The following is a 20,816-nucleotide window of genomic DNA, read 5'->3' on the forward strand; positions in this document are numbered from 1 at the left end:
TGGATAATGCTCGGCTGTCGGGTGATATAGCTCAGTTGGTTAGAGCACAGCATTCATAATGCTGGGGTCGGTGGTTCAAGTCCACCTATCACCACCAAGAACACGTTTCAAGAAGTCCAGTAACGTACATAAACCCGCCCTTCTCCCTTCGAGAACGCGGGTTTTTTGTTTGCGAAGCGTTTTTAGCGTCCATTGAAATCCAGCACACTTAACGGTATGGTTGACGGTATCGAAACATACCGCCAAAACAGATACCGTCACCATGCCGAAACTTGCCGTCCCCCTCACCGACATCCAGCCACGCAACGCCAAACCGAAAGACAAGCCTTACAAGCTGACGGACGGCGGCGGTCTTTACCTGCTAATCAATACCGACGGCGCGAGATATTGGCGCATGGATTACAGGTTCGGCGACGCACGCCGAACACTAGCCTTTGGCAAGTATCCAGATGTCACGCTGGCGATGGCCCGCGAGAAGCGCGCAGAGGCCCGCAAACTACTCGACCGTGACATTGAGCCGTCGCAAGCCAAACGCATCGAGAAGGCCGCAAGGAAAACGGCAGCGGCAAACACCTTTGAAGCTGTGGCGCGGCATGGCACGCCAACAAGCTAGAGACTTGGCAGGAACGTACCGCCAAGAACGTCCTTCACCGGCTCGAAAAAGACGTGTTTCCACTGATCGGAAAATATCCGATTACCGAAATCAAGGCACCGATCATGTTGGACGTACTGCGCCAGATCGAGTAACGCGGCGCGGTTGATATGGCGAAGCGCCAGGGGCAAGTGTGTGGACAAATTTTCAGATTCGCCATTGCCGAAGGCAAAGCGGAAACCGACCCCGTCCCAAGTCTGCGGGGCGCGCTCAAGGCCACCGCAAAGGGCCACCATGCCGCGATCACTCCCGACGACCTGCCGAAATTCATTCGGGCCTTCGAAAAGATCGAAGGCCGCATATTCGTCCCGACAAAAGTCATGTTCCGGCTGATGATGCTGACGTTCGTTCGCACCAGCGAGCTGACCGAAACGCCGTGGTCAGAAATCGACCTTGAAAACGAATCATGGGTAATCGACTGGCACCGAATGAAGATGGGCAAAAAGAAGGTCAACCCTCGCAAGGTAAACCATCATGTGTTCTTGCCCCGTCAAGGATGGGAACTTCTGCGCGAACTGCACGCTATCACTGGCAACAACAAATACCTCTTCCCGAACCAGCGCGACCACGAGAAGCCCGCGACGAACTTCGGCATCCTGGCAGCACTCAAGCGCATGGGCTACGCCGGAAAGATGACCGGCCACGGATTCCGCTCGCTTGCAATGGGCGTCATCAAAGAGCGTTTAGGCTATCGGCATGAAGTCGTAGACCGCCAACTCTCCCATGCTTTAGGCGATACATATGGGGAAGCCTACGACCGCGCCCTGTTCCTCGACGAGCGCAAGGTGATGATGCAGCAGTATGCCGACTACCTCGACACCGCCGCCAGCGGCAAGGTTATCGCTGGCAGGTTCGGGAGGCGGGCAGCATGATGCAGCGCTGCGCCGATTACCTCGACACAACACAGGGTGGCAACAGATACATTTGGTATATTTGCCGCACGACACACTTGGTGCTTGGGTGTCACGTGGAGTTTCCGCCTCAGAAGTAACTTTCATTCTTACTATAATTGGCTAGCGAGATACCTCTCGACACTATCTAACCCATTATGGAGCTTTACCGAATGTCAGAATCCACCATCGAACGACTCCCTACCGTTCTTCATCGGCTCGGCGTCAGCCGCAGCTCCTTGTATAAATTGATCCAGCGGGGCGACTTCAAAGCCCCGGTAAAACTTGGCCCTCGTTCTGTCGGGTGGCTGTCCACCGATACGGACGACTTTATCGCCGCCCGCGTGCACGCCAGCCGCCAGCAGGTGTCCCAATGAGCGCAAAGCCTATGCCGATCCGCTCACCGTCGAGAATTTTCACGCTGTGGACGCCGACACCTGTAAACAGACGATGGCCGAATCACAGCTCGACTACTCGATTGATATGGTAATCCCCCCACATAAAGAGCGCGTTCAGAAGTAGAATTTTCTACTTAAGAAACAGAAAGCTCTACATGAAGACCTCCCGTTTTACCGACAGCCAGATCATCGCCATTCTCAAGCAAGCCGAAGCCGGCAGCCCGGTACCGGAGCTGTGCCGCGAGCACGGCATCAGCAACGCTACGTTCTACAAGTGGCGCTCCAAGTTCGGCGGCATCGATGCCTCGCTGATGGCACGCATGAAGGAGCTGGAGGAGGAGAACCGACGCCTCAAGAAGATGTACGTCGAAGAGCGCCTTAAAGCCGAGATCGTTGCGGAGGCGCTCACAAAAAAATGGTAGCGCCTCAGCGGCGGGAGATGGCGCAATGGGCCGTGTTGGAGCGATCAGCCACGGTCAAGCTGGCATGTCAGGCGTTCGGCATCAGTCAGACCTGCTACCGGTACAAGGCCAAGCTGGACGCGGAAAACGGCCTCATTGCCGACTGGCTGGTGAGGCTGACGAACAACCAGCGCAACTGGGGCTTCGGGCTGTGCTTCCTGTACCTGCGCAACGTGAAAGGCTTCAAATGGAACCACAAGCGCGTCTACCGGATTTACCGTGAACTCGAGCTGAACCTGCGGATCAAGCCGCGCCATCGCCTGGTGCGCGAAAAACCGTTGCCGCTGGCGGTGCCGGCCGCGATCAACCAGAGCTGGTCGATGGACTTCATGCACGATCAGCTCGCCGATGGGCGCAGCATCCGGCTGTTCAATGTGATCGACGACTTCAACCGCGAAGGCCTGGGGATCGAAGTCGATTTCTCGCTACCGTCCGAACGCGTGATCCGCTCGCTCGACCGCATCATCGAATGGCGTGGCAAGCCCGAAGCGATCCGCTGCGACAACGGTCCTGAATACATCAGCGCAGTGACCCTGGGGTGGGCTGCAAAGCGCGGCATCCGCATCGATTTCATCCAGCCCGGCCAGCCGCAGCAGAACGCTTACGTCGAGCGTTACAACAGGACGGTTCGCTACGACTGGCTTGCCCATCACCTGTTCGAGACGCTCGACGAAATCCAGGAATTTGCCACCAACTGGTTGTGGACCTACAATCACGACCGGCCCAACATGGCACTCGGCGGAATTACGCCAAAACAGAAATTGGCCCTTGCCGCTTAACCTCTACTTTTAGCATGCTCTAAAAATGGGGGGATTACCATATGGGCGGCTTCACGCTCCATCATGGTATCCGCCACGGCGCACCCATCCTCATCGCCGAGCACCACGACCAGCAGGCCGACGAGCTGTCCGGCGTCTGGTTTGATGACGGCCAGTGACGAAGCGAGCGACCATGCGGAATATCAAATTCTCCAACCTCGACCCGACCACTAAGCACGCCGTGTTCTGGCTTGCCGATGAAGCTGAAACTCTGACGGCAGTCGTCACCGCCGCCGCTTATCACATTGGCGAAATCTTCGAGGCCGCCGCGTTCCTGAAAGAGTTCCCGAAAGGGACCGAGGCGCATACCGCACTGGCCGAACGACTGCGACTTGGCGGCACCAGCGGGGAAAGTATCCTGGACTGCATCAAGCGTGTAGTGCCTGTCTATCTGTGCCTGGGCGAGAGCACAGACGCCGCGCTTGACGAATTGCTGGTGGAACTCAAGAACCGGTCTGCGGCCTCCTGATGCAACGGGATGCACCAGCAGCCGCCGAACGATCGGCAACGACATACACGCCGTTCTCGTCTCTGTGGAACGCGGTCACGCCTGATGCCTTGGACGAAGCGCGGCGGAGGGTGACGAAACTCGGCAGGGCCGACCTGATCCGGCGATACCGTACGGCATTTACGGACGGGAGGCGGCTGACTGCCTACGTCCTCGCGGGGGAGTTGGTAGAGCGCGGCGTCCCGCCATGCTTTTGGCATGAAATGCTGGCGCTGGATAGGTGCAGCGTCAACCAGCGCGCTGACCTCGCGTTCACCGACTTGGCTTGGTTGCGCCGCTGGCACCCCGGTCATGCAAGCGCCGTGCGATATCAACGAGGTAAGGCGCTATTGATCGGCACAGATGCCGTATTTCACCGTGAAGCTGGGTTCGCTATCTTCGAAGGCAAGCGCCCAGCTTGGAAGATCGTCGGTTCACTAAGCATGACGGAGCGCCAGCAGTGGGAATCGGCATATCTGCGCTCGACGCCCACCAAAAGTGAGGCTGAAGCCACAGCCATCCTTAGCGAGCGGGTGCAACTGGCATTGCTTGACGACCTGCGAACGACCCGCCGAACAGCAACGTTTGGTGAGGCCGAGTCGGCGACAACCCTTGCCCGCCGCCACGCACTGTGGCGCTGCTCCCGCATGGTTAGTATAAAAGTCCGACCGAGATTGCAGCACGCTACCATCAAATGACTGGCACACCGATCACTCGACAGGCTGCCGCAAAACAGCTCAAAAAAGTGCGGTCCGTGCTGAGCAAAAAAGGAGATGACTTTATGATTTAAAAAGAAGACGACTTGGGTGGGACGTGTCCTTTTTCCAAAGCGTTAGCTTTGGATTGCCCTGGTTACCCATCAAACTCTGCGCCACGCCCGGAGAATAAACGCCGTTGAGGGGTGACCAAACGAGGTGAGTCCGACCGGTGACGAAAATGCCCAATCGTCGCCCCTCAAACGCGAATTGTGGTCACCCGATAGTTGCACCTGGCGAGAAATAACGCTTAACCCGCGCGGTCCAGTTCTATCCTCTTCAGCCAGGGCCAATCGTCACACCCGGATCAACCACAGACTGAACGAAAGCAACGTGGAAACCTATTGGTTGAACATGTTTCCGTGTGCACAATCTGAGAATCAGCCCATCGACAGCAGTTTTCTGCAAGCACTGACCACAGGTAGCTTGACGCGTTTGCAACAATCATCGCACCTCCCATCCTCCGCCTAATCCCTTATTGTCCACCTCCATCCTGCTCCTAATACTTCAATCCAACGCGCTCATGCGAGTGCCAAATCGCTGAGCATCCCTAACCCGATGCGACAATCAGGAAAACGAACGCTCCGCTTCCGCCCTAACTTTGCCAACTAGTGTACCCATGACTGGTAGAATGTTCGCTGATGGGAAAGCGCCCCTCGCGGCGATCTCATAATATACTCGTCGGGAGGTTTCTGTAGTATTCGCGGCGGTAGAATCTAATTTCGCCAACTGGAGTTCTAATGTTAGATGCCGAAACCGCTAGCCGGGTCCGAGACGCACTGTTCGCTCAAAAATACAATTTGCTGCTTGGGGCTGGTGTTTCACTTGACTCGAATGACCGCAATAATGACCCAATAATGGGGGCTGAGGCGCTCAGGACTAGCCTCTGCGAACTGACCGGCTCTCGCGCTAGTTCGCCACTGTGGCGCGTTGCAGGGCATCTAACGCCTGAACAGGTCGAAACGCATCTTAGAAAACCCTTTCATGGTTGCAAGGGCGGTCCTACGGTTCGCGCAATTACCAAGTTCTCTTGGAAAACTGCGTTTACGCTAAACATTGACGATGCCCTTGAAAACGCATACGAAACCGAGCCAGGCCGCCTACAATCTATAGTTTCAGTGAACTATACGCGGGAATACGAGATTTTCCGTAATCCGCAAGAGTTACCGTTAGTTCATCTCCATGGGTTTGTAAGAAAACCTGAAGATAAATTCATTTTTTCGCTACAGGAATATGCAACCCTACAGCGCGGCCTAAATCCCTGGGTGCAGGTACTTTCAGGACTCATAGTGTCGGAGCCCTTTATAATCGCTGGTACTGCGCTGTTTGAACCTGACCTCGAATACTTTTTTGCGCATCGCCCCAGCAATGCGGAGGTACTCGCCCGCGCACCATCCATACTTGTCGAACCCTACCCTGATACCGGCACGCGTAAGGATTGCGAACGGCTGCGCTTAGTGCTTGTTGAGGCGACTTTGGAGGATTTTCTCGCGTGGCTTACTGCCGAATATGGCCCACCTCCGACTCCCCTGGCGCTGCGAGAGCCGCAAGTAAGACCGCGAGTCGTGGGCGGCACACCAGTTTTCACTAGTACGGCATTTTGGTCTGAATTCGACTTCGTACAGCCGTCGCAGGCCGAATCAAGCACACCGCCAGACAAGCCTAGCAGCTTTATGTTCGGCCGCCCACCAGATTGGGATGATATCGCGCAGAAGCGGGATGTACCGTTGCACTCACAACTTCGGCTAATAGATGAGGTTCGCAGATGGCAGGCAAGCAGTGAACAGAATCAGGTTCTATGTTTGGCCGGCCGCGCGGGGGCAGGGAAAACCACAACAATTCGAAGGGTAGCAGTTGAGTTAGCGAGTCATGGGATACAGGTCTTTCACCTAAAGGCTCGCGGCGGTATTGATACCGATTCTGCGGTTCGCTTCTTGTCTACTGTAGCCGATCCTATTCTATTGACAACAGATTCATTCGCGGAACACGGCGAGCAACTGCTCGACATTATTGCGGAAATGGGGGGCACCAAACGAATCTGTATTTTGGCGGAGGAGCGTCAATACAGAATGCGGCTAGTGAAGGATATTCTTGAGGGTATTCCAAATCGGATTATTCCTGATGAACAATGGCGAATTGAAGAGAGTGTGGAACTTATCCGCCGTTACTCCGATTTGGGGCTGATAGGTAACGCGGCGGCAGTCACTGATCCACGTTCTTTTGCCAATCAACTCGCAGAAAACACTGCTGCAGAAAGTGTGTGCCGGATTCTAAATGATTTTAGACCACTTCGAGCGATAGTTCGATCCCTATGGAACGATACAATTGCAACTGGACGTCCTGCTCTATTGGCAACCGCTGTCGCCTATTACTGTCATCCAGTTGGCGTGCACCGCGAGATTATTCTCGCGATGGCCAGCGATGATCTACTCAAAGATTTGAATGCGGCTGATGCCCCACTGCGGGTGGTTGAGCATCCGGACAATAGCGATTACCTGTTGCCCGCCAATGGATCAATTGCCGCTTTGTTAGTCGAAGAAATGGCGAGCAAAAAATCCTCCCGTCTACTGGAGATTGTTGTTGAGCTTGCCAACGAGCTAGCTCCCTTTGTCACTCGCGCTACGATCAAACAGCGTTCGCCAGAAGCACGGCTAGCTGGACGACTCTTCGATGCAGACGGATTAATGCCTGAACTTTTGAAGGCAAATGTGGATAAGTTCTACGAGCTAACCCACGAGAAATGGAAATGGAATAGCCGCTACTGGGAGCAACGTGCGCTTTTCATCAGCGACCGGGACAGAGTGCTCTCGATCCAGCACGCTCGATACGCTGTCGCAATCGAACACCACCCTTTCCCGATGACCACGCTTGCAAAAGTCTTGTTTTCGAGTATTAAAGAGGGAGTAGGTGATCGACAAGCTTACTTCAATGAAGCATTAGACTTGATGGAAGAAACATTAAGAATTGAAGCAACGTGGGAACGCGGACGATCCAAGAAAGCATATTGGACCACGATAGAAGGGGTTAGCGCCTATGTGAATTCCGGAGGGGTTTTAACTCTTCGTCAAACTCAATTTGTAGAAAAAACCATTATCAATATAAGAAAAACTTTTGATGATGATACTGACTTGCACGACCGCGCCGCACAACTTGCTGATCGCATTATTCAAACAAACGGCGGAACTGAAAAATAAACGAAGAATCTTTATTTCGCCCAATATGAAATAAATATAATCGATGATGGAAAGTTAAATTTTATCAAAATCGTTCCCGCAACTTTCCGGTTCTAGAGATAGCCATTTATCGATCGCTTGTTGTTAAAAAAGGTAGGTCGTAGCAGAAAGAATGAGGTTAAAGCCTGAACTGAGTGTTATCGGAAATCTGCTTGAGATTACTACGATAGTAGACTTTGCGTACACCGCCTTCAAAGTGAAAGTCTTAGAATATAAGGATTACCGCGATGGCGTAGCGTTCATCAACTTTGGAGTTTAACCCGTCTAACCTTATACGTCGGAAAGGTGGCTCTGGCCAGGCGTTGACGGGTAAAATCCTCAACAACCGGGACTGCAGCATCGCCTTCAAAATTGAAGAGATGGAGGCAGACCACATCACGCGGTGGCACGAAGGCGGCAAGACTGAAGCGGAAAATTGTCAGATGCTCTGTATCGAGGACAACCGAAAAAAAGGCGGTAAATGACGGGGTCCAACCAATCGGCGCAACGGAAGGGCCTTTCGGGGCCTGCCGATGATCGCGCGCTGAACGTCTGCTCCCTAAGCGCGAAAGACGACATCGGGACATAAGCGACCTGTCGTGCTAGTCGCGCTACCCAGCCGGGGCGGCACCGGCCCCATCCCGGATCTCGGCGTGTTGTAAACCACCAACAGCATAAAAAAGCGTATATCGAACTTGAAGTGAGCCTAGTGCCGTTGGTCGGGAATCGCAATGCTCACACTGCAAAAATATTTGACGGTACCGTTGACGGTATCGCGGCAGGCAAAATCATCAACACCCAGCATCCATGCGGGTTTCAAGACTTTATTCAGTTCCACCTATCACCAAGAACATGTCCCTGGCTTCCAGGGACTTACAGAAACCCGCATCTCTCCTCGAGAGAATGCGGGTTTTTTGTTTTGCATGCGCCTTCCGCAAGCACTGCTGGCTGGAGGTCGAGTGCGCTTCGCATATCCGCACGGACCTCCTTTTCCCACTACCTCTTCATGTCCGCCGTCAACGAATGCGGGGAATCCTCACTGACGTTCGAGGCAGGCTGACGCGGCGTCATGCCTGGCCGCAGCGCCTGATCAGCCGAGGCCGCCTGCACAGCTGCCTGGAACGCATTCCTGCGCTGGATCGATTGTGGCGGTGGCGTCTCCCTCAGCACGCCGCTGCGGAACTGGCCTGGCGAGCCCGGACCCGGGCCGGCACCTAGCGCTGAGCGCGTCATTGGCGATTGCGCCGCGGTAGCAGCCACCTCAACGGGCCGGTTCAAGCCGGTGGCCACCACCGTCACGCGCATGGCATCGCCAAGGGTATCGTCGAAGACCGCACCAAACTTGATAATGGCGTCTTCGCTGGTTTGCGCGCAAATCACGTTCATCACCAGCTTGGTTTCGCGCAGTTTCAGTGTTTCTTCGGATGCCGCGATGTTGACTAGCAGTCCGCGCGCGGTATGCAGGTTCGAACCATCGAGCAATGGGCAGGAAATTGCCTCCTCAGCTGCCTTGACGGCACGGTCGTCGCCGGCGTGCTGGGCCGAACCCATCATGGCCGTGCCGGTCTGGCGCATCACGGTGCGAACGTCTTCGAAGTCGACGTTGATCATGCCTGGCACGGTGATGATTTCCGCGATGCCGGACACCGCCTTGCTCAACACCTCGTCGGCGGCAGCGAATGCCTGCTTTTGCGTGATGTCGTCGCCCAGCACTTCCTCGAGACGGCTATTGAGGACGATGACGAGCGAATCGACCGACTTCGCCAGCATGGCGATACCCTCGTCCGCAACGCGCATGCGGCGCGCGCCTTCGAACTCGAAAGGCTTCGACACGATACCGACGGTGAGGATGCCCATTTCGCGCGCCACTTCGGCCACCACGGGAGCGGCGCCGGTGCCGGTGCCGCCACCCATGCCGGCGGTGAGGAACACCATGTTGGCGCCCTTGAGCGCGTCGGCGATGATGGTGCGTTCACGAATCGCGGCTTCGCGCCCGATGATCGGGTCGCTGCCCGCCCCAAGTCCGCTTTCGCCGAGCTGGATCCGTTTTTCGGTCAGGGTATTCGCGAGCGCCTGCGCGTCGGTATTGGCGCAGATGAATTCGATGTCCAGCAGGCCGGAGGAAGCCATATGGTTAACGGCATTGCCGCCGGCGCCGCCGACGCCGATGACTTTGATGATGGTCTCGGGTTGAGCTTTATTTGTGTCGAACAAGGGAGACTCCTATTGATGAATTTGGCTCGGCCAGACGGGCGTCCTTCAGCACATAGGGTTGCCGCCACGCTCAGGTTAAGGGGGCGCATTAACTCCGGGAAAGCACTGTTTCCAAGGAGAAGCCCAAGCTGTGCTTACTGGTGCCGAGGCCAATAGACTACCTTGCCCGGGCGCGCACACGAATGGGGAAAAACGATTTAATCGAAAGCATTTGTAACACCGCGTGCAATTGCTCTGTGACATTGGCGACATACCGCCAGCATCGCGAATCTACAGCCCGAGTTCAGCCAGGATGGCATCTTTCAAGGTCTGCAGTTCCGGGCTCGACAATTTGCGCGGATGCGACTGCGGCACCGCGAAACTCGCCTGGATCACGGTCGGCCGTGGTGACAGCACGATAATCCGGTCGGCCAGGTACAGCGCCTCTTCCACATCGTGCGTAATGAGCAGCACGGTATGCCGCTCTTCCTGCAAAATCCGCAGCAGTTCGGTGCGCATGCGCAGGTTCATCAGCGCGTCGAGTGCCGAGAACGGCTCATCCATGTACAGGATCTCGGGCTTTACCACGAGAGCCCGCGCGATCTCCACACGCTTGAGCATGCCGCCTGACAGTTCGCGCGGATAACTGTTCTCGAACCCTTTCAGCCCCACCATGGCCGCGTAGTGGTCGGCCAGCGCCGCCTTGTCGCCATGGCCGTCGCCATTCAATCCGAACATCAGGTTTTCCTGCACGGTCAGCCACGGAAACACCGACCCATGCTGCGAGATCACAATGCCCTTCGGGCTCGGCCGCAGCAATGGCACGCCGTCGATCAGTACCTGCCCCTCGTCGGCCCGCTCGAAGCCCGACACGATCTTCATCAAGGTCGACTTGCCGCAGCCGGACGGCCCGACAATGGCGACAAACTCGCCATCGGCCACGCTCAGGCTGACGCCGCCCACCACCGGCAGCGACTGCTTGCCGGACCTGAAGTGCTTCTTGACGCCGCTGACGACGATCTTATCGGCCATAACGCCACCTTACCGAGTTGAGTCCTTCGAGCAGGCGCATCAGGCCATCCAGAAGCAGGCCGATCAGGCCGATGATGATCATCCCGGCGATCACCAGGTCGTAGCGGTTGCCGGCGTTGCGCGAGTCGATGATCAGGTAGCCAAGTCCGGAGCGCGGCGCGATCATCTCGGCCGCCACCACTACCAGCCAGGCAACGCCAAGCGTGATGCGCATGCCGGTCACCACTTCGGGCAGCACCGCCGGAATGACAACCCGGCGAAACAGCATGGCGCGCGAGACGCCGAAGTTTTCCGCCGCGTCCAGGTAGCGCCGCTCGATGGTGTGCACGCCGGCGGCAGTCTGCACGATCATCGGAAACACCGAGGCGATAAAGATCAGGAAGATAGGCGAGGTGTTGCCAACGCCGAACCAGAGAATCGACAGCGGAATCCAGGCAATCGGCGAGATCGGCCGCAGTATCTGGAACAAGGGGTTAACGGTGCGGAACACGCCGTCGATGCGCCCCATCCATAAGCCCATCGGCACCGCGACCAGCACGGCCACCAGGAAACCGCAGCCTACCCGGAAAAGCGAACTGCCGATGTGATCCCACAGTGTGCCGTCTTCCACCAGCTCGAGCGTGCCGGTCAGTACTTGCAATGGCGTCGGGAAAATCACGCTAGCGCTTTGCACCACCACGATCCACCAGATGGCCAGCACCGCCGTGATGAGCGCGGCAGGCGCCATAACCTGCTTCAATTTTTCCACGAGTGTCCTTTAAATAATTCGCCAAGTGCCGCGAGGCGCCACTTCAAGCGGCCAAGGCCAGGATCGGGGAAAGCCACCACCGACACCGTCATCTGGCCGCTCGAATGCGCGGTGCAGGCAAACTGGTTTTCCGACACCTGCTCGAACGGCAGCCGGAAATCCTGGCCGGGCATGATCAGCACCGGACCGAACTGCTGCGGCACGGTATCGCTGTTGCGCAGCAGGAGCACGTCCTGCACGCCCAGCGTCAATTGCACTACCGACGGCAGGATCTCGACCTGGTCGCCCGCCATACGGCGCTCCCAGGTGCCCTTGGGAATCTCAAACAGCAGGTCGCGCGAAGCGGCGTAGGGCGGCGCCAGCGCGGCCCAGGCCAGCGCCAGCAGCAGGCACAGGGCCACCGCCCATGCCAGTCGATAACGCCGCAAGCTGTGCATCATCGCCATCTAGTTGCGCAGCAAAAGCTGGACGTCATGGGCGATGTCCGCCGCTGGCCGGCCGAACGGCATCAGGGCGCGCAGCATGCCGCCCTTGTCGACAAAGTACAGGTAGGACGAGTGCGACATCATGTAGCCGGCATCGCTGTCGCCCATGGTGCGCTTGGTGGCCACGATGCCATAGCCCTTCAGCACCGCATCGACCTGGGCCTGGCTGCCGGTAACGCCGATGAACCCGGGGTCGAAATGGGCGAGGTAACCCTTCAGGCGGGCCAGCGTGTCGCGCGCAGGGTCGACTGTAATGAACACGACCTGCAGCTTTGCCGCATCCGCGCCCAGCAGCTTGCGCGCCTGCGCCAGCGCCATCAGAGAGACCGGGCAGACTTCGGTGCAATGGGTGTAGCCAAATTCGAGCACCACTACCTTGCCGCGGTACCTGGACAGGTCGAATGCGCTGCCGTCGGTCGCCTGCAGGCTGATCGCCGGTGCGGCGCGCGGTGGCTCGAACGCGCCGGACTTCAGCCCGGCAATCGGCGCGGTTGCGGCGCCGCCGGAGCACATCAGGGCCGCAAGGACGAATATCAATTTAAACATGGGCGGCACTCACAGCGGGATGGCGACAGGTTTCAGGTTCTTCACGAAGCGCTCGTCGACATAGCGGTCGAAGGCGATTGGGCGCTTCAGGGTTTTCGCCTCCACCGACAGCTTCATCAGGTCGTCGAATTCCGGGCGCAGCATGCGCAGGTCGCCGTAGGTGACGCGGTCGTGCGGATTGTCCATCACGAAGCGCAGGATCTTCGGGTTCTGATTGAAGAACTTGCGCTGGGCGGCGATCTGGATCGCCTTCTCGCGGTTGACGGCGCCGGCGTCGAGCCAGCTGCCGGACGCCTGCACGTAGTTCACCAGGTCCTGCACGACCGGCTGCTGGTCGCGGATCAGGTCCTCGCGTACCGTCAGCACGCAGCAAATGTAGTTGCGCCACTGGTCGCGCGTCATCGCCAGCGGGCGTGCGTAGCCGGCGCGCTGGGCCGCGGCGCCGAACGGCTCGCCGGTGCAGTAGGCGTCGATGGTGCGGGTGTACAGCGCAGCCGGCATGTCGGGCGGCGGCATTTCGATGATCTCGATGTCTTTCGCCGTCATGCCCGCGCTGGCGAGCATTTTGCGAAGGAACAGGTAGTCGACCGCGAAGCGGCTCGGAATGGCGATCAGCTTGCCGCGCAGGTCGCTGAACGAGCGGTAGGCCGAATTGGTGTGCACCATGATCACCGCGCCGGAGCGGTGGCCGAGCGATACGATCTTCAGCGGAATCTTGTAGTCGACCAGGTCCATCACCAGCGGCGCCAGCATGTAGGCCGCCTGGATGCGCCCGGTCATCAGCGATTCCTTGATCTCCGCCCAGCCGCTGTACTTCGCGTACTCGAAGCCGACCGGCTGGCCGCCGCCCTTGACCAGCGCTGTTGCCTTGGCCACGCAGGCAACCGGGAGCGTCAGGTTGCAGGTCACCGGCAGCCCGCCAACCACCAGCGGCGCTGGCGCCGCGCCACGCGCCAGCGACGGCACAGCCAGAGGCAGCGTGGCGGCGAGTGCAGCGCGCATGACCTGGCGCCGGCGCAGCAGGCCGGATTGAGAGTTGGAGGAATTGATAGTACGCCTGCCCGATGGATGTGAGTCGATGACCGTACGGCAACAAAAAAAGGATTGTACAGCGGAGTTGACGGTCATGGCCGTCGTCTTTTTTGACAGTGTCGATAAAAAATAGCTTGCAGTGAGCCCAACGCCTTGATTGCGAAGTCCTTTTCTGACGGGCATGTTTCGTGCAGTATTTGAACTGTTAATACATTTCATGGATACGAACATGCGCTACCTGACTGCTGCTTGTCTTTTGTGGGCTTTTTCCGGCATCGCCTCGGCGGGTGTCGTCTACCAGTGGCAGACAACCGAGGTCTCTCCCACGATCCAGTCGGCGGTCGGCCGGATCGAGATCACCAGGCAGGCCCAGGCCGACAAGGGCGGCAGCTACAGCGCGCCGGCCAACTGCGAGTTCGATGACCCCGATTGTGTGAATGGCGATCCGGGCAGCCCGGTCCTGAAATTCGCATTCCGCGCCAATGCACCCGCACCGACGCCGGCGGACATCAACTTCGACCTGGTCAGCGGCACCGGCCTGCACACGCCGGTCAGCGACTGGTTCATCGCCGACTTCACGATCAGCGGCCGCGTCCTCACGCTGAACGCGTTCGCCAATAGCGGCGCCACCACCCTGTTCATGGATAACAACCTGATCTCATGGTTCAGCAGCGATACGTCCTACTTCGGCGCCGACTGCGAATACGACTGCGGCGGCGCGAGCGGGCAATGGGTGCAGGTGCCGGAACCAGGGCCGCTGGCCCTGCTCGGCATTGGCCTTGTCGCCGCGCTGTTCGCCCGCCGCCGCCTCTAGCGATAGTCGTACTGCGGCCAGCCGAGCGCGATCGGGCGCACGTCGAGCCGCAGGCGGTACACCGAATACGCTTCCGATGTCGCCGACGCATAGCCGATGGTGTCGGCGGTACGGCTGAAGCGGAACTCGAAGCCCGCCTTGCCCGCGGCGGCTGGCGGGCCGCCAAAGGCCAGGCCCAGCGCCTGCGTCTGGTCGCTGTCGACCAGTTTCGCCATCACGTCCACCACCGTCGTATTGCCAAGGATGTCCGCCGTGTACACCGCGCCGAAATTGGCAGGGCGCGCGGGATCGACCTTGCCGTCGGCCTTGTCGCCGGACGGCAGCAAAGCGCCGCTGGCGAGGTCGAGCCGGTCGCCATGATCGAGGTAGCTGATGGCGACGTTCGATACGTTGAAGGCTGTTTGCTGCCTGTCGACGGTCGCGCGCGCCAGGTCGAGCAGCAGCGCGCCCTTGTAGCCGATCACTTCCAGCTGCCGGTCCGGCCCCACGACCGCAGCGGTGTTCTCGTCGATGCCGAGCCCCAGCCGGTAGCCCTTCTTGACCATCACCGGCAGCATCCGCGCAAAACGGCCGCGGATCAGCAGGTGCTGATCGATGAACAGCTCGTTGCCGACAAAGCCCAGCCCGGGCGCGATCTCGCGGCCATCTTCAACGCCGTTTTGCAAGGTGGCCAGTACCGAACCGGCTTCGTAGAACATGGTGCTGCTCATGATCGCTGCGCCCGCGCTGGTGCCGGCGATCACGCCGCCGCGCCGGTACATTTCCCACACCGCGTCGAGCACCAGCGAGTTGCTGCCATCGGGGTTGCGCAGCGCTTGCGTGATGCGGCCCTGGTCGCCGCCGCTGAAATAGACGCCGCCGGCCGACCGCACCGCCGCAGCGAGCGCTGGATCGTTGGCGGCTTTGCGCACGTCGCCCGGCAGGCGCGGCGCTACCGGCAGCACGAACGCGGCCGCGCCGTAACGGCTCAGGGTCTGCACCAGCTGCTTGCCCGACCTTTCCGGGTTGCCCGCCGCCGCAGGGATGACCGCGATGCGCGCGCCCTGCCCGCCCGCCAGCGCGACGATGCGCTGCCACACCACCGCGTTATCGGCGCGCAGCGCGCCGCCGGCGATCACCAATGATCCCTTGGCGGCGGCTTGGGCACTGACGGCCACAAGCAGCAGGAAAAAGCCGGCCAGCCTGCCCAGCATGAAGGAATAATGACGCATACAAGCTCCATGAAAAATGGGGCAGGCCATCACAGCCTGCCCCATTCGTTGGTTCACCAGGTTTTACCGGAACGAATAATTTACGCTAGCAAATGCGCTGCGGCCGCGCGGGTCCGTGTACGTTGGATCATATCCTGCCAGGAAGTAATACGCCTGGTTGGAAAACGGCGGCGCCGTGTCGGCCAGGTTCAGTACGCCGGCGCGCAGTTTCAGCTGCTTGGTGATGGCGTAGCTGCCGGTCAGGTCCCACAGCGAGTAGGCCTTGACCTTGCGCGACGGCAGCAAGGTGTTGGCGACCGGGTCGTAGGTGGTGTTCTGGTCGGTGTAGCCGGACGAGTATTGGTTCGCCAGGGTCAGGCTGACCGGACCGGCATCCCAGTCGAAGCTGATGCGATGGCGCCATTTCTGGATCACCTGGTCGTTCAGGAACAGGCCCAGGTTGCTGCGCGCCGTTTCGAGCGGGCCGAACTGGCGGTCGTACTTCAGCACCCGGGTGCCGGTCATGCTGACGCCGAAGCGGCCAGCGCCGGTGCGGGCGCCGCGGTAATCGACGCCGATGTCGATACCCGAGGTCTCCAGCCGGCCCTGGTTTTCCTTCTGCAGCAGGATATTGCTGATGTAGCCGTCACCATCGCGCTGGATGTAGGTGCCGTTGTACTTGGACGGATTGTCGACGATGATCTGCTCGCCCAGCGTGCTGATGACATCGGTCTTGCGAATGCTCCAGTAGTCCAGCGTCAGGTTGGTCTGCTTGCTCGCTTCGAATACCGCGCCGAGCGAAAACTGGCGCGATTTTTCCGGCTTCAGGTCGGGGTTGGAACGGCGCTCGACCGGATACTGGTCGGTACAGCCGTCGATCGTGTCCAGCCCGGTCGAGACGCACTGCGGATCGGTCAGGAAGCTGGCCGCGCTGCCGAAGGTGGTCGGGCGCTTCAGGTCCGACAGCGATGGCGCGCGGAAGCCGGTGCCGGCCGAGCCGCGCAGCACCAGCGCCTTCACAGGCTGCCAGCGCACGCCGATCTTTGGATTCGTGGTCGAGCCAACTTCGCTGTAGCGGTCGTGGCGCAGCGCTGCCTGCAGTTCGAGTTCCTTGGTCAGCGGCGCGTTGATCTCGGTGAACACCGAGGTCACGCGGCGGCTGTCGTCGGTGGCGCGCAGGTCGACCGGGTCGCCCGCTGCCAGGCCCGAGTCGCGGTCGCCGGCGATGTTATTCGACAGCAGCAGCGCCGACGGGGTGAAGGTCATGTGCTCGCGGCGCGCTTCGGCGCCGACCGCAATCGCCAGGTCGCCGCCGGCCAGGGTCATCAAGGACTTCGACATCTTGCCGTCGATCGAGGTCGACACGCCTTTCGACTTGCGCGCTTCATCATTGACCTTGATGCCGTTGATCAGGTCCTGGCCGGCGCTTGACGATGGGCCAAACGGATTGATGGCGCCCGAGCGGACACCCGCGTCGAACTGGTCGAACAAGACGTAGCCATCGACATACTTGTCGACCGCGCGGTTCTCGGCGCGGGCCACGCCGACGTCGTAGTCCCAGCCGGCGACGATGCCGTTGGCGCCCAACACCAGGCGCTGCGCGGTGCTGGTCACTTCATTGGTGCGGTTGCCCGCTTCCGTCATGCGGTAGCGGATACCGCTGAAGGTGGTTGGCAGGCCTGGCGCCGACAGCGCGGCGCGGTAAGGCTGCGGCAGCAGCGCCACCGGCAGGTTGCGGATGCGCTGCGGGTTCGGGCTGAGCACGTAGCGGCTCTCGGCGCGCGACTGCACCAGCTCGGCGAAGACCTGGGTGTCCGGGTTGACCTGGAATGTGGCGCGGCCGACGAAGCCGATCTTGCTCGCTTCCGGATACAGCTCGGTGTCTTCCATGTAGTCGTAGCTGCAGCCAAGCGGGCCGCCCGGGCCCTGCGGCGCGTAGACGGTGGCGGGCGGATTGCAGTTCGGCGCCGACGGGTTGATGCGGGTGCGGGTGGTCCCGGCCGGCAGCACGCCGGCCGCGATCAGCGCATTGCGCTGGGCGCTGGAGATGTCGATATTGGCCGGGAAGGTATTGCTCGACATGAGCGCCGGCAGCGTGGTCGCCAGCGGGCGCTCCTTGATGAAGTCGCGCTGGGTCGAACGCAGCGATCCGAGCTTCTGCACGTCGAGCGCGCCGAACACGTTGAAGCCATCGGTGCTCAGGCTGCCGTGGCCGGCGCTGATGCTGGCGGTCTTCTTGCCGGCGCCGCCGTGCTGGGTGCCCGCCACCGAGGCGTTCATGTCGACGCCGGTGTAGTCCTTGCGGGTGATGAAGTTGATCACGCCGCCGATCGCATCGGTGCCGTAGATCGCCGAGGCGCCGTCCTTGAGGATCTCGACCCGCGCGATGGCGCCGGCCGGGATGTTGTTCAGGTCGACGCCCGCGTTGTCGCCGGGCGAAGCGAAGTTGGCCAGGCGGCGGCCATTGAGCAGCACCAGCGTGGACGACACGCCGATTCCGCGCAGGTTGGCGCCGTTGAAGCCGCGCTGGCCCGAGGTGCCGTCGGTGATGCTGGCGCCGTCCGACAGCGGCGCGGTGTTGGCGCTGATGTTCTTGAGCAGTTCGGCGGCGGTGGTGACGCCGCTCTTGTCGATGTCCTCGCGGCGCAGCACCTGCACCGGCAGCGCGGTCTCGGCGTCGATCCGCTTGATCGATGATCCGGTGATCTCGACCCGCTGGATTTTTTCGTCCGCCTGCTGCGCCAGTGCCGGCTGCGCGCCAACTGCGAATGCGCCTGCCAGCGCGAGGGCCAATGCCGTGTGTGCCGGCAGTGTGGTGGTGTGCTGTCTCATCTATCCTGCTCCCTTGAGTGAACTACGTGTTGTTGTTCTTGGTGCGCGGGCGGCGCGCGGCGCCTTTTCCTGGCGCGGCCGCGCTGGCGTCGGCGCCGACCAGGTAGGCGGAAATGGCCTCGGTCAGGCGCGCCGCCTTGGCGACGTTGTCTTTGTTGGAGGCCATCAGCGACACCGCCAGCGCCTCGATCACCGCCACGGCGGCGGTAGCGCTGCTCGGCAAAATCGGGTGGCTGCTCTCGGCGTACAGCACGTGGTCGCCCAGTGCCGCCAGCGGCGACGCCGGGGCGTCGGTGATCGACACGATGCAGGCGCCATGGTCGCGCGCGAAATTGGTCAGGCGGATGACGTCGAGCGCATAGCGCGGAAACGACAGCACCACCAGCACGTCGCGCTCGGTGATGTTGGCCAGGTGGCCTGCGGCCACCTCGGTACCGCCGTGCCCGGCCACCTCGACGACCTGCTGGCAGAACGGCTGCAGGTGCATCACCAGCATGCCGGCCAGGTGCGACGACAGGCCGAAGCCCAGTACATAAACGGCGCGCGCGCGGGTCAGCTTCTTGACCACCGCGTTGATGTCGTTGGAAGCGAGCGCCATCGCGGTGGCGCCGATGTTGGCGCCGGCGTAGGCCAGGCTTTCGCTGGCAGGGGTGCCGGCGTCCTGGCGGCGCGCGATATTGTTGCGCAGCTTTTCAACCGGCTGCAGCACCGACTGCAGCGTCTGCGCCACCGCCGTGCGCATCGCGGCGTAGTTCTTGAAGCCGATGTCGCGTGCGAAACGGCTGATGGTGGCAGTCGATACCTTGCAGCCTTCGGCCAGTTCTTCGATGCCCAGCGCGGTCACGCGCACCTGGTTGCGCAGCAAATAATCGGCGATGGTCTTGTGCGATGAAGAGCCGTCGGCCAGCACCCCGCGCAAGGTCGCGCCAAGCGCCGAGCCGGCGAATGCCACTTCCGGCGAGCGCGATTCGCTGTTGCCGCTGCTTGCTTCTTTGGTGTCGGTTGTCGATTTTTTCATGCTTCCAATGTACCCATATCAAAAACAAAACTCAACACATTTATGTAAAAAAATTTCCAAAGATGTACTTCGTGAAAAAATTGATACATAATTGGCTGCACCAAAATATGCCTCGTCAATTCACAGATCGGCCGCCATGCAAGTTCAAAAACACGACATCTGCCCGTCCGGCAGCAGCACCTCCCACCACCTGACCAGCCTCCATTTCGGCACGCCCGGCGCCGGCAAGAAGGCTTACCTGCAGGCCGCGCTGCACGCCGACGAAGTGCCCGGCATGCTGGTGGCCCAGTTCCTGCGCAATGAACTGCTGGCGCTGGAAGCGGCCGGCAGCATCCGCGGCGAAGTCGTGCTGGTCCCCGCCGCCAACCCGCTCGGGCTGGCGCAGGCGATCCACGGCGCGCCGTTCGGCCGCTTCGACCTGACCACTGGCACCAACTTCAACCGCGCCTACAAGCACGTCGCCGATGAACTGAAGGCGACCCTGGCTGGCCGGCTCGGCGCGGATGCTGCGGCCAACGTTGCGCTGATCCGCCGCCACGCGCGCAGCGCGGTCGGCGACTGGGCGCCGCGCACCGATGCGGAGACGCTCAAGAAGGTGTTGCTCGGCATGGCGATCGACGCCGACATCGTGCTCGACCTGCACTGCGATAACGAGGCGGTCATGCATATCTATGCGGGCACCCCGCTGGCGCAGGCAGTGGCGCCGCTGGCCGCGCTGCTTGGTGCGCGCGCGCTGCTGGTGGCCTTGGAAGCGGGCGAAGAGCCGTTCGACGAAGCCTGCAGCCGCTTGTGGTGGGACCTGGCCGCCCATTTCGGCGAGGCGGCGATTCCGCCGGCCTGCGTGGCGGCCACCGTCGAACTCCGCGGCGAGATGGAAGTGGACTACGACCTGGCGCGCAGCGACGCCACGGCGATCCTGCGCTTCCTCGCACATCAGGGGGTCATCGATGCGGAGGTGGGACAGCTGCCCGCGGCCACCTGTGCGGCCACGCCGCTTGAAGCGGTCGAACCGGTCGCCGCGCCGCATGCCGGGGTGCTGGTGTTCCGCAAGCGGCTGGGCGAGCAGGTGGCGGCCGGCGAGGCGCTGGCCGACCTGATCGACCCGGTGTCGGGCGCCACCACCGAGCTGCGCGCCGGCGTGGCCGGTGTATTCTTTGCGCGCACCGCGCACCGCTATGTGTTGCGTGGCATGGCAGTCGGCAAGGTCGCCGGCACCGTGGCATTCCGTGCTGGTAAACTGCTGAGCCAATAAA

General features: G+C 60.4%; 19 protein-coding genes, 1 tRNA gene and 1 pseudogene. 12 read left to right on the plus strand and 9 right to left on the minus strand.

Annotated elements, in window-relative coordinates; translation table 11 throughout:
• Positions 1 to 20 precede the first annotated feature (20 nt).
• The 10 genes and pseudogenes from I4X03_RS10430 to I4X03_RS23320 all read left to right on the plus strand — a co-directional run bounded on the left by I4X03_RS10430 (position 21) and on the right by I4X03_RS23320 (position 8,158).
• A tRNA-Met gene (locus I4X03_RS10430) sits at positions 21 to 97 on the plus strand.
• Between the two features lie 165 nt (positions 98 to 262).
• Entirely contained in the window at positions 263 to 613 is a 351-nt protein-coding gene (locus I4X03_RS10435) for an Arm DNA-binding domain-containing protein (RefSeq protein WP_223468163.1), read from the plus strand.
• A gap of 32 nt (positions 614 to 645) precedes the next feature.
• Positions 646 to 801, plus strand: a pseudogene (locus tag I4X03_RS23415) (phage integrase central domain-containing protein); the annotation flags it as partial.
• Entirely contained in the window at positions 784 to 1,524 is a 741-nt protein-coding gene (locus tag I4X03_RS10440) for a tyrosine-type recombinase/integrase (protein WP_441295278.1), read from the plus strand. The pseudogene I4X03_RS23415 and the gene I4X03_RS10440, both read left to right, overlap by 18 nt.
• Positions 1,525 to 1,715: 191 nt before the next feature.
• On the plus strand, positions 1,716 to 1,919 hold the full coding sequence (locus I4X03_RS10445; RefSeq protein ID WP_223468165.1) for a helix-turn-helix transcriptional regulator: 204 nt from the start codon (positions 1,716 to 1,718) through the stop codon (positions 1,917 to 1,919).
• 176 nt (positions 1,920 to 2,095) lie between these two features.
• A protein-coding gene (locus I4X03_RS10450) for an IS3 family transposase (protein WP_223468166.1) occupies positions 2,096 to 3,180 on the plus strand; the annotation gives its coding sequence in 2 pieces (ribosomal slippage) (positions 2,096 to 2,348 and positions 2,348 to 3,180; 1,086 coding nt in all).
• A gap of 172 nt (positions 3,181 to 3,352) precedes the next feature.
• Entirely contained in the window at positions 3,353 to 3,688 is a 336-nt protein-coding gene (locus I4X03_RS10455) for a hypothetical protein (protein ID WP_223468167.1), read from the plus strand.
• The gene (locus tag I4X03_RS10460) at positions 3,688 to 4,404 is read left to right on the plus strand and encodes a hypothetical protein (protein ID WP_223468168.1); all 717 of its coding nucleotides are present in this window, start codon (positions 3,688 to 3,690) and stop codon (positions 4,402 to 4,404) included. Before I4X03_RS10455 ends, I4X03_RS10460 begins: the two co-directional genes overlap by 1 nt.
• 797 nt (positions 4,405 to 5,201) lie before the next feature.
• Entirely contained in the window at positions 5,202 to 7,655 is a 2,454-nt protein-coding gene (locus I4X03_RS10465) for a P-loop NTPase (RefSeq protein WP_223468169.1), read from the plus strand.
• 341 nt (positions 7,656 to 7,996) lie between these two features.
• Positions 7,997 to 8,158: an HNH endonuclease gene (locus I4X03_RS23320; RefSeq protein WP_223468170.1), complete on the plus strand. Its 162-nt coding sequence runs from the start codon at positions 7,997 to 7,999 to the stop codon at positions 8,156 to 8,158.
• Positions 8,159 to 8,669: 511 nt separating this feature from the next.
• On the opposite strand, the gene ftsZ is transcribed toward I4X03_RS23320, so the two are convergent.
• From ftsZ to I4X03_RS10500, 6 genes are all read right to left on the minus strand, one after another.
• Positions 8,670 to 9,887: a cell division protein FtsZ gene (ftsZ, locus tag I4X03_RS10475; protein ID WP_223468171.1), complete on the minus strand. Its 1,218-nt coding sequence runs from the start codon at positions 9,885 to 9,887 to the stop codon at positions 8,670 to 8,672.
• Positions 9,888 to 10,157: 270 nt separating this feature from the next.
• Positions 10,158 to 10,898: an ABC transporter ATP-binding protein gene (locus tag I4X03_RS10480; protein WP_223468172.1), complete on the minus strand. Its 741-nt coding sequence runs from the start codon at positions 10,896 to 10,898 to the stop codon at positions 10,158 to 10,160.
• The gene (locus I4X03_RS10485) at positions 10,888 to 11,646 is read right to left on the minus strand and encodes an ABC transporter permease (protein ID WP_223468173.1); all 759 of its coding nucleotides are present in this window, start codon (positions 11,644 to 11,646) and stop codon (positions 10,888 to 10,890) included. The genes I4X03_RS10480 and I4X03_RS10485 overlap by 11 nt, the downstream gene beginning before the upstream one ends.
• Positions 11,634 to 12,086 (minus strand): hypothetical protein, encoded by a 453-nt coding sequence (locus I4X03_RS10490; RefSeq protein WP_223468174.1) that lies wholly within the window; start codon positions 12,084 to 12,086, stop codon positions 11,634 to 11,636. Before I4X03_RS10490 ends, I4X03_RS10485 begins: the two co-directional genes overlap by 13 nt.
• 6 nt (positions 12,087 to 12,092) lie before the next feature.
• On the minus strand, positions 12,093 to 12,677 hold the full coding sequence (locus tag I4X03_RS10495) for an SCO family protein (RefSeq protein WP_223468175.1): 585 nt from the start codon (positions 12,675 to 12,677) through the stop codon (positions 12,093 to 12,095).
• Positions 12,678 to 12,686: 9 nt separating this feature from the next.
• A complete protein-coding gene (locus I4X03_RS10500; RefSeq protein WP_223468176.1) occupies positions 12,687 to 13,679 on the minus strand; it encodes an ABC transporter substrate-binding protein in 993 nt (330 codons plus the stop codon).
• Between the two features lie 259 nt (positions 13,680 to 13,938).
• Between I4X03_RS10500 and I4X03_RS10505 the strand changes: the two genes are divergently transcribed.
• The gene (locus tag I4X03_RS10505; protein WP_223468177.1) at positions 13,939 to 14,523 is read left to right on the plus strand and encodes a PEP-CTERM sorting domain-containing protein; all 585 of its coding nucleotides are present in this window, start codon (positions 13,939 to 13,941) and stop codon (positions 14,521 to 14,523) included.
• Here the strand turns inward: I4X03_RS10505 and I4X03_RS10510 are convergent.
• The 3 genes from I4X03_RS10510 to I4X03_RS10520 form a co-directional block, all read right to left on the minus strand.
• Positions 14,520 to 15,734 (minus strand): cyanophycinase, encoded by a 1,215-nt coding sequence (locus tag I4X03_RS10510; RefSeq protein ID WP_223468178.1) that lies wholly within the window; start codon positions 15,732 to 15,734, stop codon positions 14,520 to 14,522. The genes I4X03_RS10505 and I4X03_RS10510 overlap by 4 nt on opposite strands.
• A 63-nt stretch (positions 15,735 to 15,797) precedes the next feature.
• On the minus strand, positions 15,798 to 18,545 hold the full coding sequence (locus I4X03_RS10515) for a TonB-dependent receptor (protein WP_223468179.1): 2,748 nt from the start codon (positions 18,543 to 18,545) through the stop codon (positions 15,798 to 15,800).
• Between the two features lie 22 nt (positions 18,546 to 18,567).
• The gene (locus tag I4X03_RS10520; protein WP_223468180.1) at positions 18,568 to 19,563 is read right to left on the minus strand and encodes a MurR/RpiR family transcriptional regulator; all 996 of its coding nucleotides are present in this window, start codon (positions 19,561 to 19,563) and stop codon (positions 18,568 to 18,570) included.
• Positions 19,564 to 19,699: 136 nt separating this feature from the next.
• On the opposite strand from I4X03_RS10520, the gene I4X03_RS10525 reads away from it, so the two are divergent.
• On the plus strand, positions 19,700 to 20,815 hold the full coding sequence (locus I4X03_RS10525; protein ID WP_223468181.1) for a succinylglutamate desuccinylase/aspartoacylase family protein: 1,116 nt from the start codon (positions 19,700 to 19,702) through the stop codon (positions 20,813 to 20,815).
• Position 20,816: the final 1 nt, after the last annotated feature.

Origin of the sequence: Massilia soli, assembly GCF_016809835.1 — a bacterium.
Lineage (GTDB): Bacteria > Pseudomonadota > Gammaproteobacteria > Burkholderiales > Burkholderiaceae_D > Telluria_A > Telluria_A soli.